Below are 12086 nucleotides of genomic sequence, written 5' to 3' on the forward strand. Positions count from 1 at the left end.
CTCTGAGGATAATAGGAGAGAGATACCAAGTGGATAAAGCATTGCGTGTTGGTGTTGATATTGGCTCGACAACGATAAAAATGGTTGTCCTCAACGAACAAGACAGAATAATATTTCAAGAATATGTGCGCCATTTTTCAGATATAACAAGCACTTTTCAGGCAGTAGCGGCTAATGCTTATCATGTCTTGCAGCAAAAACTTCTTTCCATTATGTTTACCGGCTCGGCAGGTATGGGTATTTCCCAATTGCTTGAGTTACCATTTATCCAGGAGGTAATTGCCTCCACCAATGCTGTCAAACATATTATCCCTACTACCACCACCGCCATTGAGCTTGGTGGCGAAGATGCCAAAATCACCTATTTTGACAAAACTGTGGAACAGCGTATGAACGGAGTTTGCGCCGGGGGTACCGGCGCATTCATTGATCATATGGCCGCCCTCTTAAATACTGATCCGCACGGGTTAAATGAGCTTGCAAAAAGTTACCGCACGATCTATCCCATTGCATCCCGCTGCGGGGTATTTGCCAAAACCGATGTTCAAGCGTTGATGAATGAAGGCGTTTCCAAAGTAGACATCGCCGCTTCTATTTTGCAAGCGGTTGTCAATCAAACGATCAGCAGTTTATCGCAAGGCCGTCCAATTAGCGGCAATGTGGCTTTTCTTGGCGGGCCTTTGCACTTTTTATCTGAACTGCGGCGGCGATTTATTGAAACCCTAGGACTTAACGCGGATCAGGTACTAAACCCCGAATCTTCCCCTTATTTTGTCGCGATTGGGGCGGCACTGGCTTTAGAGAAAGAGCCGGGCTCCTATGAACTGTTGCAAAAAAAAGCACCTAAATTGTTCAACTTACAGCATAAAAGTGAACAATCATTGCCATCGCTGTTTGCTGACAACGCAGAATATCAACAGTTTGTTGCTCGCCATGCGCAACATACTGTTAAACGAAGAGACCTACAAGCATATAGCGGCAACGCCTATTTGGGCATCGATGCCGGATCAACAACAACGAAGCTGACGCTGATTGGTGAGGACGATAGCTTATTGTATTCCTATTATGGCAGTAACCGCGGCAAGCCTCTGGAAACAGTGATGACAGCCCTTACTGATATGTATCAGCGTCTAAATAATAAGACCCGGATTGCCTACTCGACGGTTACCGGCTATGGTGAACAATTTATCAAGGCCGCTCTACAGGTAGATTTCGGCGAAGTGGAAACAGTAGCACACCTCCAGGCTGCCAAACATTTTTCACCTGATGTCACCTTTGTGCTGGATATCGGCGGCCAGGATATGAAAAGCTTTTTTGTGCGTGATGGCATCATTGATTCCATTATGTTAAATGAAGCTTGTTCAGCCGGTTGCGGCTCATTTATTGAAACCTTTGGCCAGGCAATGGGGATGACGGTTAGCGATTTTTCGCAGCTTGGTTTGAAAGCGGAAAAGCCTGTGGATCTCGGCAGCCGCTGTACTGTGTTTATGAATTCGAAGGTTAAACAAGCCCAAAAGGAAGGTGCTGATGTTAGCGATATTGCAGCTGGAATTTCCATTTCCATTGTAAAAAATGCCTTATTTAAGGTAATCCGTTTGAAGAATACAGATGAATTAGGTGATAAAATCGTTGTCCAGGGTGGAACCTTTTACAATGACGCCGTGCTGCGCGCTCTAGAACAAACGATTGGTCGGGAAGTTATCCGGCCTGATATTGCCGGCCTCATGGGGGCGTTCGGAGCAGCGCTGATTGCCAAAGAACGCTGCGCCGGAGCCGAGACCTCGCTGCTGTCGGCGACTGACCTTGATAGCTTTACTGCTAATACCCAAAATCACCGCTGCCAATTATGCGGTAACCACTGTTTAATTACCAGCCAGCGCTTTTCTAATGGTCAAGAGTATCATGCTGGCAATCGCTGTGAGCGAGGTATTGGCAAAGCACCATCGAGTGATCGGCTGCCGAATCTGTATACTTACAAATATCAACGCGTGTTTCAGTACGAACCATTGTCTGACGGAGAAGCACGGCTTGGGGTTATTGGTATTCCCCGCGTGTTGAATATGTATGAAGATTATCCTTTCTGGCATACTCTGTTTACTAAACTTGGTTATCAGGTTATACTATCCGGACGTTCGTCACGCCAGCTCTATGAGTTGGGCATGGAGACCCTTCCTTCAGACTCGATTTGTTATCCAGCTAAACTTGTACATGGGCATATATCTGATTTGATCAGAAAAGGGGTAAAAAAAATCTTTTACCCCTGCATTCCTTACAACATGCAGGAAGACCCCGCTGCCGACAACTGTTATAACTGCCCGATCGTTACCTCTTATCCGGAAAATATCAAAGCGAATATGGATGTCCTGCGCGAAAAAGAAATCGTTTTCCTACACCCCTTTTTACCGCTTAACCATCGTAATCGACTGATCAGCCGACTATCACAAGAGCTGGCGGCTGAGAATATCACTAAACAAGAGCTTATTGCTGCAGTCGATGCGGCTTATGCTGAGCTTAACCGCTATAAATCCGATGTCAGACGAAAAGCACAAGAGGCACTTGCCTATATGGCCGATCAAAATATGAAAGGAGTTGTTTTGGCTGGTAGACCCTATCATATCGATCCTGAGATTAATCACGGTTTACCTGAGCTAATCCAATCGTATGGATTGGCTGTATTATCAGAGGATGCGGTACGGCATTTGGGCAGCATCGATCGTCCACTGCGTGTTGTTGATCAGTGGACGTACCATTCCCGATTGTATGCGGCGGCGAGCTTTGTTGCCAGAGAACCTGCTATCGAGTTAATTCAGATTAACTCGTTTGGCTGTGGACTTGATGCAGTTGTCATGGACCAGGTAAAAGAAATTCTTGAGACACATAATCGACTCTACACAGCAATTAAACTGGATGAGATTAATAACCTAGGCGCGTCCAGAATTCGAGTACGTTCACTGCTGGCCGCTTTGAATGACAGAGACAAAAAGTCTATTGTCAAGCAAACCGCCGAGCTTGCTGTCACGCGCCAGACCGATTTTACCGCTGAAATGAAAAAAAGCCACACCATACTGGCGCCGCAAATGTCTCCGATTCATTTTCAATTTTTAGAAGCTGGCTTTCGTAATGCCGGCCATCAGCTCGTAATAACCGCTACGTCTGACCAAAGCGCGATTGAGGAAGGTCTAAAGTTTGTCCACAATGACGCCTGTTATCCAACCATTATTGCGATTGGCCAATTACTGACAGCCTTGAAATCCGGAAAGTATGATTTAAGAAATACATCAGTCCTTTTAGCCCAAACTGGCGGTGGCTGCCGCGCAACCAATTATGTTGCGATAGCTCGCAAAGCTCTCAAAGATGCCGGCATGCCTCAGATTCCGGTGCTTGCTTTGGGCGGAGAGAGTCAACCCGGCTTTTCCCTGTCACTCTCTCTTTTCGAGAATTTGATCATTAGTATTATTTATGGTGACTTACTAATGCGGGTATTATATCGGACTCGGCCATATGAAAAACAGCCTGGATCAGCCCAACAGTTGTATGACTATTGGGCAGCCAATTGTCGCAAGTCCCTATTAACAGGAGGAAAGTATAATTTCAAAAACAATATTTACGGCATTGTTCGTGATTTTGACAATCTAGATATTGACGAACAAATGATTAAACCGCGAGTCGGCGTAGTTGGTGAAATCTTGGTAAAATATCATCCTACAGCTAACAATCATCTGGTGGATGTGTTGGAAAGCGAGGGCGCGGAGGCCGTTGTGCCTGATATGCTGGATTTCTTCCTGTACTGCGCTTATGACAGCAAAGTACATTACGACTTGCTGGCAGGCAGCTTAATGAATAAGGCAAAAGGTATCTTGTTTAGAAAAGTCGTTGAATTTTACCGCCGCCACCTCCGCAAGGCGCTGGCCGCCAGCAAGCGCTTTGCGCCACCATACACAATTGAGCATATTGCTAAGTTGGCAGAAAACCACTTATCGCTTGGCAATCTCACTGGAGAAGGCTGGCTGCTAACCGGAGAAATGGTAGAACTGATTCAGAGCGGCGTCGATAACATCGTTTGTTTGCAGCCATTTGCCTGCCTACCCAATCACATTACCGGTAAAGGTATGATGAGAGAGTTGCGACGCAGCTATCCGGACGCCAATATTGTCGCCATCGATTATGATCCTGGGGCTAGTCAGGTTAATCAGCTAAACCGCATAAAGTTAATGTTGGCTGTAGCCAAAGAAAGACTTCAATAAAATGTTGGCTAAGACTATTAATTAGACTCATCTGGTCTAACCAGTCATGGATTTTTTCGAATAACAAACCGGCGACAAACCAAGCAGGTGCATAGTCCAAGCGAATTAGCCCATGTACATTGAGGGCGGCCCGGGAATAATTCCAAGGTACTTTGCCGAGTATCTTACGCAGCATCCAGCCTGACAGATATTCAACGCTAAAACAAAGCAAAATCCAGACTATACCGCGCTCCCACACCGGCCAGTGTCTGATGAAATCATGCACTGGCTCAAATAATATAACTGAGCCATATATGGGAAACATCCATAAATAGGTTTTGCCTGTCAAGCGAACATCTCTCTTTAACAGCGAACCTAAACCAGTCCAGATAATTTCAAGGCACCAGCCTAATAGTCCGTAAATAATAAAGTGCAGCATAATGAATAGTCTAAACCTGAGGCAAGTAATTATTCACTGGTTCATTTAATTCTCAATGCCAAGTCGAGCTTCCAAGCCTTCTGTGGCATAATAATGCTTGATTTCTTTCATTTCGGTGACCAGATCAGCTCGTTCTATCAGTTCTGCAGTGGCTCCCCTGCCTGTTAAAATAAGTTCAGTGGTTGACGCCTTTGTATCAATAATATCAAGTAGATCGTCCCAAGAAACCAAGCCAAAATGCAAGGCGCAATTAATCTCATCTAACACCACTAGGTCATATTCGCCGCTTTGCACAGCCTGCTTTGCCTCTTGTAATCCGGCATTAATTACCGTCAAATATTCCTTGGGCGGCTGACCGGGTGGAAAAATCACAACTTTATCCTGCCATTTTCCCCTTTCTTCGTCAGTCATCATACCTTCAACCGCCACAAAAAACGGTTTGCCAAGTGCTTTCGTAATCAGATTAGGCTCTAGGCTTGTCATGATCTTATGTTCGCTGTACGCCCGCGTTTTCATGAACTGAAGAAACAGCACACGCTTACCAGCCCCCAACGCTCGGATAGAGATTCCGATAGCAGCCGTAGTCTTTCCCTTGCCGTTACCAGTATATACCTGTACATACCCTTTCAAATTAAGCCCTCCTTTAATGAACATTCAGAGGCAAATAAGCTAGCGAAGGCCAGGATGTGCCCCAAACAGAAAAGTTATTCATATTATGATAAAACCCCAAAAAACCTGCGAAATCAAAATTCTACATAAATACAAAGCATCCCTACCAGTGTAACGACAACTACTGGTAGGGATACTTATTTAAGCTGGAGAATAAGATTATCCCAAGTATCACTACGGTTGGTTTTTTGATTTAACTCTATAGAGGGTGTCAAAAAGCTGACCGCCGTTAATACCGCTCGCCTGCACGGCGATGGTTCCATTGCCATAGGAAATAGGCATAGCAAACTGATATACCCAACCTGTAAAAGGATTACCGATCCCTGTCCGGCCAAAAGGCTCCGTAATTTCGCTTTTCGGAATCAAATGACCGTTTTGATAGAGGAGTATCTGGTTAGGATTAGGATAGCCTGTAAACTGAACTGCTATGTAAAACTTTTGTCCGTACAAGGTTGTCGAGGGGATTTCGCTTGCCGGTATCCAGCCTGTATGATCAGCGCCAACATGGGTAATTTGAACCCTTGACAGATTAGGTGCTGGTTTAGCATCCGCTGTAGAGAAAGCGAATACGCATAAATAAAGCAATAGTATTAGCTTCGTGAATTTCCTCAAATCCGCCGCACTCCTTATTGATCGCATTGAATCAAGTCTTCTTTATCATAACAGAGATAAAGAAGACTGTCATCTTTCCCCTGCCTGTCGTTGAAGAGAATGCGGGAAACGATTATCTAATAGGTACAAAAAACCCGCGAAATTCGCGGGTTTTGATGTATACATTTGAGGAATTATGTCTATTATGGCAACATAAATCTCAGCGCATAGGCCTGCAAATAGGTGATGACGGATATAACTAGCAACATGGCAATGCTATGACCAAGAGTAAATCGGAATAAATCCCCTTCCCGTCCAACTAAGCCGGTGGCAGCCGTAGCGACGGAAATACTCTGCGGAGAGATCATTTTGCCGGTAACGCCGCCAGTAGAGTTAGCGGCAACTGTCAGATTCGGGTCAACGCCAATCTGTTCAGCCGCCGTTTTCTGCATTGAACCAAACAAGGCATTCGAGGATGTGTCCGAACCGGTCAGGAAAACTCCCAGCCAGCCTAAAATTGGCGAGAAGAACGGGAACAATGCCCCAGTTGCGGTAAACGCCAGCCCTAACGTCGAGCTCATGCCAGAGTAATTCATGATATAAGCCAAGCCAAGAATCAGCGAAATGGTGCAGATAGGGAATTTTAACTGTTTCACTGTTTTGACAAAACAGGTTGCTGCACGACTAAAGCCATAATTGGGGATAAGAAACAGAGACAGGATGCCGGAAAATAAGATGGCCGTCCCGGCTGCAGACAATATATTGACCATATACTTTGCTGCATACGGCGTATTCTTTACGACTACCGGACTAGTCTTAATGACAAGCCCATCAAGGCCAGGCCAACTAATTAGGAAGAAGGGCAGCAGTTTATCTTGACTTAGCAGCCAGGATTTAAAGTTGAGATACTTATCGTCTGCCCACAAAAAGACTAAAACAGCCAAAATGATGTATGGCGCCCAGGCGCGAAGGACCTCACCGGTGGAATACTTCAATTTGACGGCACCACCGGTAGCTGGTTTTTCATCAGGGAAATGCCAAACATTTTCGGGCTTCCAATACTTCAAAAATAGTAGCATACCGACAATAGTGACAACAGAAGAAGTGATATCAGGCAGGTATGGATTGACATAATTTGATGTGAGAAATTGAGTGACAGCAAAACATCCACCTGCGACCAGAACAGCCGGCATCACTTCCATCGACCGTTTCCAGCCACACATTGTCACTACCAACCACAAGGGCACCAAGAACGACAGGAGCGGCAACTGCCGACCAACAATCTGGCTGATATGCATCATATCAAGTCCTGAGACTTGAGCAGCAACAACAATAGGTATCCCGATAGCGCCAAAGGCTACCGGAGCAGTATTGGCTATCAGACAAATACCAGCTGCATAAATAGGATTAAAACCAAGTCCCACCAGCATCGCCGCAGTAATTGCCACTGGAGTCCCAAAACCTGCTGTGCCCTCAATAAAAGATCCGAAGGCAAACGCAATCAAAAGCGCCTGGAGACGACGGTCATCAGTGATGGAAGCTAAAGAATTTTTAATAATCTCAAACTCACCCGCTTCAACCGTCATGTTGTATACCCAGATTGCGGTGACTACGATCCAGACAATCGGAAACAAACCAAACATCATCCCATTCAGGGTAGCACTGATGGCAAGAGAGATCGGCATCTTCCAAACGGCGATAGCCAACATTACGGCCGCAGACGTGCCGATCATTGCTGCATAATGCCCTTTTGAGCGCCTGATTCCCAACATATAGAGCAATATCAGCAGGGGAATGGATGAGACTATGGCCGAAAAGTAGATGTTATTTAGGGGATCATATATTTGTTGCCATTGCATTTTATAATAACCCTCCTCACTTTTCGTTCTGGATAAACAGACTTAATTCAGATGAATGTCTTTAACATCCATCCCAGGCTATCAACATAGTCATCTTACGAGGAAGATCGCCACGTCACTACGTTACTTGCGATGACATCTCCGTGAATAAGACTACTAATATGTGTCATCGCCAAAACGCGGCGATCTTCCTTGGCTATTGTCTACGCCTGATCCTGAAGCCTTGCCTCCATCTAAAACTAACCCCACGTACTTATTTTTTACATATTGAAAATCTTACCTGGGTTCAGAATCAAATTGGGATCAAGGGCTTTTTTTATCGCCCGCATCATATCCAATTCGTCCCGGTTGGTAAACTGTTCCATAAGTTTGCGCCGCTTATAGCCAATGCCGTGCTCGCCTGATAGCTTTCCGCCTAATGAATATACCAAGGTATATATTTCCTGTTGGAAGACTTCCAAGGTGCTGTCCCATTCCTCATCTGACATGCTGCCTTTTAATACATGGAAGTGGACATTGCCATCGCCTGCGTGACTGGCAATCCTCGCCGCAAGTTTATGTTTTGCACTTAAGGCAGCTGCCTCATGCATAAGAGTAGCAATCTTATCGACAGGCACAACCATATCCTCTTTTGATTGGATCAAGCTTTCCGCCCGGGCAGCTTCCAAGAAAGCCTTACGGGACTGCCAAATCTTTTGTGGGTCGGCCACGAGTACTGCCAATGCGCCATTCTCATTACACAGCTCATCGAGAATCACGCTCTTGTCATCAAGGTCGTCATCATCCTTGCCTTCTACCTGAATGATGATATAGTTGCCATTTTCACTGTTCGGTAATTTCTCATTAAGAAACTTCTCTACGCTTTTAATCGTGCCATTATCCATAAATTCGACGCAGGTCGGGGTAATGCCAGCTTTAATTACCTTTGTCACAATATCAATGGCAGAGTCAACATCAGGGAAAACTGCCAACAAGTCAACAACCTTTGGAGGCAAAGGCTTAAGTTTTAACGTGATTTCAGTAATAAGCCCAAGCGTACCTTCCGCACCGATCACCAATTGATCGAGAGCATAGCCAGTCGTAGATTTCTCTAGGCGACCACCTAAATTGAGAATTTTCCCCTGTGGAGTTACCATCTGGAACCCATAGACCTGATTCCTTGTTGTACCATACTTAATCGCGCGATTGCCACCCGCGTTGGTGGCGACATTGCCGCCGATATAACAGCTGTCTCCGCTGCAGGGATCACCAGCATAAAACAGCCCCTGTTCTTTAGCCGCTTTCTGCACATCATCAGTCCGAACACCCGGTTGGACGACCATATACATGCTGTTAGTGTTGATTTCAAGTACTTGGGTCATCCGCTCAGTGCTGATGACAATGCCACCGTATAAGGGCACTGCCGCTGCGGCCAGACCAGTACCGCCGCCTCTTGCCACCACAGGGATAAGTTCCTTATTAGCCAAGACGAGAATTTCCGCAATCTGGCTGGCGGATTCCGGCAACACCACGGCCTCAGGCATATGCTGATAGCGAGCATCGGTTTCCTCATCTTTAGAGTACGGTTCCATTTTCTCGATGTCACTGATCACATATTTACTGCCAACGATGTCCACGAGCGTCTTAATAATTTCCGGAGTAACAGGATTATAGTTTGACATGGTTCATTCCACCTCCATAAATATTAGCTATCTGACAATGACCGAAACACCATCAGGTATGACGGTGATTGCCGCATCGTCTCCCATGATCTCTTCAGCCATGGTCAACGCTTCTGCCAATGTTCTGGCAGCTTTAAAGTACATATCTGTAACGATGGAGTGAGAACACTGGTCAGTCACGATAATTACCGTGTGGTTAAGCAATATCCTGGCGGCGATCTGGGCCTCCCACTGATCGGCAATCGTTGAGTCGGCATCAATAGCCATAATCTTAGCCATCACCTCATCCGCACCCCGCGATTCAGCAAACCAGCGATAAAAAGCATCTCCGCCATGCCCATCATTACAGGCTGCGCAAATAATAATCACTCCACCTTTACGGCAAGACGCCTCTGCCGCGGTCATCCCCTTGACAGCCTGATAGATATTTTGGTCAAGTGGATAACCCCCGTTTGAGGTAATAACAATATCGGCAGGGATAGCTTTAACGGTTGCCATCTGCCCAACAAACTCCGTACCTGCCAGATGTGCCTTTTCCATATCTCCTGCAAATGCCTTGATAATTTTTTTATCAGAATCAATCACTACATTAAGAATAAAGGCTAGCTTGGCCTGGCGTGCTGCATCTATCATGTCGATATGCAAAGGATTCCCGTCAATAATGCCAGCCCTCGCGTTCTCATCGGCAATAAAGCTGGCGCAGTGGTTAGCAAGTACAGTTACTTGACTGACAATCCCCGGAAGAATACTTTTTCTTCCGCCGGAAAAACCTGCAAAGAAGTGCGGCTCAATAAAACCTTCGGCAATTAATAATTCGGCCTCCATGGCCAGTCTGTTGATAACAAGATCTCCGCCTGACGGCAGTTTGCCGATAGAGATAAGCATAGACTCGTCCCGGCAATCATGCAGCACTATTCTTTCTTGGGCGACAAGTTCTTCACCAAATTTAACGATAAGTTCTTCTCTAGAGGTTGGTCGATGAAATCCGGTGGCAATTAAAAAAGTAATGTCTGCATCCGGATTGCCTGCCCGAATCTCCTCCAGCAATAGTGGAGCAATGATTTTGCTAGGCACAGGCCGGGTGTGGTCACTGGCAACAATGACAATCTTCTTTCTCCCTTTGGCGAGTTCTCGCAATCGTGGAGAAGCAATCGGTTGTATCAAGGAATTTCGGACCAACTCTTCCTGGCTACTCTCCGGCTGATAGTGATGAGCCTGCGAGACTAGTATGCCTGCCAACCTATCCTCGGAGATCTCTGCCTCAAGGTAGGTCTTGCCAAAGGGGATTTTAACATTGGCCATATTTACCTCCTATTATCTATAAGAATCTCTGTACCCCTGGAACTATCGCTGACGCCTCCTGTCAAGCCAATTTTGTCCAATAAAAAAGCCGAATTACATAAACTGATAGTGCAGATGCAAATCAGCATAAGTTAATTCAGCGTAAAGTGCCTACATTGTCGCGTGTAAATATGTATAATATTCCCATTTCAGTATATCTAAATTTGTTTTATAAAGCAATAGGTTATATTTCAAAAACACTCCGCCCTACATATTCCAGGACGAGCATAGAAACAGAAAAGACCTACCGACCACTCATCCAGACAAACAGCACGGGAAGTTCGATGCCAATAAACACTGCTGTGGTTAGAACAAAAGCAGCCGTGGCAATATTGACATTTAATTTATGGACTTGTACGGCTATTACAGTGTTTATCGCCGTAGGCATAGCTGCCAGAATAACAATTGTGTTCAAAATAATCTCGTCTGAGATCAATAAGCTTGCTATCATGTAAGCAGCTACAGGCGTCAAAATAAATTTGATGGAAATTAGGTCTAGAATTTTCAAATAGTATTCACGCATGCCGGCAGTGTCAATAGCATAGCCGATCGGTATTAAGGCCGTCCATGCCCCGAGATGCACTAAAGGGTCGACCATTAGCTCCAAAGCAGCAGGGCGGACGATACCCGTTGCGTTCAGGATTATGCCGATAGTCATGCCGACAACCGGTAGCTGAGTGCGGTTCATAAACAGAGTTGATACTGACTGCTTACTAAAATTGCTACCGACACTTTTTTGATAATAATATTGTGCCAGTGGAAAGCAGAACGTGAACATAACAATGTTTTGCAGCATGACAATCATTAGTGCGTAGGCATACCCCAATTCACCATACAGTATATATGCGCATAAGCCGCCTAGCGTGGTAGTATTAGACAGTATCGCACTAAGAATATAGCTACCTTTATCGAGTTCACTTTGGAATTTGTTTTGCACACGAAAATAGGCAGCTATCCCCGGAATAATGCAAAGCAATACGCCAATAATCGGCAACCAAATTAACGAGTAATTTAGCGACAGCGCCCATAAAGTCAACACTGATAAAATCGGGTATATTACACATATGTTTATCACAATCAAGCGCTGGAAGAAGTTTTTATCGAGCTTTGATTGGAAGCGACATAAATACCCGATAGCGAGCGGTAAGATTAGATCAATGAATAAGTACAATAATTTAGTTTGCAAATCCACTATAAACACTCCAATCACTACAAGGCAACAAACCCGTAATCACCTGATTTCATTATCATAACAAAAAACCCCCGCTTGGGGCAGGGGTTTGATTTTCTATTGCTGCCTGCA

General features: G+C 45.3%; 8 protein-coding genes. 1 reads left to right on the forward strand and 7 read right to left on the reverse strand.

Features of this window, described 5'->3' with window-relative positions; translation table 11 throughout:
- Positions 1 to 29: 29 nt before the first annotated feature.
- Positions 30 to 4244 carry a 2-hydroxyacyl-CoA dehydratase gene (locus tag AXX12_RS14290; RefSeq protein WP_066244125.1) on the forward strand — a complete coding sequence of 1405 codons (4215 nt, stop codon included), beginning with the start codon at positions 30 to 32 and terminating at the stop codon, positions 4242 to 4244.
- On the opposite strand, the gene AXX12_RS18850 is transcribed toward AXX12_RS14290, so the two are convergent.
- The 7 genes from AXX12_RS18850 to AXX12_RS14320 form a co-directional block, all read right to left on the reverse strand.
- Positions 4186 to 4662 (reverse strand): putative ABC transporter permease, encoded by a 477-nt coding sequence (locus AXX12_RS18850; RefSeq protein WP_074431375.1) that lies wholly within the window; start codon positions 4660 to 4662, stop codon positions 4186 to 4188. The genes AXX12_RS14290 and AXX12_RS18850 overlap by 59 nt on opposite strands.
- 45 nt (positions 4663 to 4707) lie before the next feature.
- The gene (locus AXX12_RS14295; protein WP_231881900.1) at positions 4708 to 5292 is read right to left on the reverse strand and encodes a cob(I)yrinic acid a,c-diamide adenosyltransferase; all 585 of its coding nucleotides are present in this window, start codon (positions 5290 to 5292) and stop codon (positions 4708 to 4710) included.
- A gap of 213 nt (positions 5293 to 5505) precedes the next feature.
- Positions 5506 to 5943, reverse strand: coding sequence for a DUF4879 domain-containing protein (locus AXX12_RS14300; RefSeq protein WP_066244128.1), 438 nt, complete (start codon positions 5941 to 5943; stop codon positions 5506 to 5508).
- Between the two features lie 182 nt (positions 5944 to 6125).
- Entirely contained in the window at positions 6126 to 7781 is a 1656-nt protein-coding gene (locus AXX12_RS14305; protein ID WP_066244132.1) for an L-lactate permease, read from the reverse strand.
- A gap of 260 nt (positions 7782 to 8041) precedes the next feature.
- On the reverse strand, positions 8042 to 9442 hold the full coding sequence (locus AXX12_RS14310; RefSeq protein WP_066244134.1) for an FAD-binding oxidoreductase: 1401 nt from the start codon (positions 9440 to 9442) through the stop codon (positions 8042 to 8044).
- 27 nt (positions 9443 to 9469) lie between these two features.
- Complete coding sequence (larA, locus tag AXX12_RS14315) at positions 9470 to 10744, reverse strand: nickel-dependent lactate racemase (protein WP_066244136.1); 1275 nt, start codon at positions 10742 to 10744, stop codon at positions 9470 to 9472.
- A gap of 283 nt (positions 10745 to 11027) precedes the next feature.
- A complete protein-coding gene (locus AXX12_RS14320) occupies positions 11028 to 11975 on the reverse strand; it encodes an AEC family transporter (RefSeq protein WP_066244139.1) in 948 nt (315 codons plus the stop codon).
- Positions 11976 to 12086: the final 111 nt, after the last annotated feature.

It is taken from the genome of Anaerosporomusa subterranea, from assembly GCF_001611555.1.
GTDB classification, from domain to species: Bacteria; Bacillota; Negativicutes; order Sporomusales; family Acetonemataceae; genus Anaerosporomusa; species Anaerosporomusa subterranea.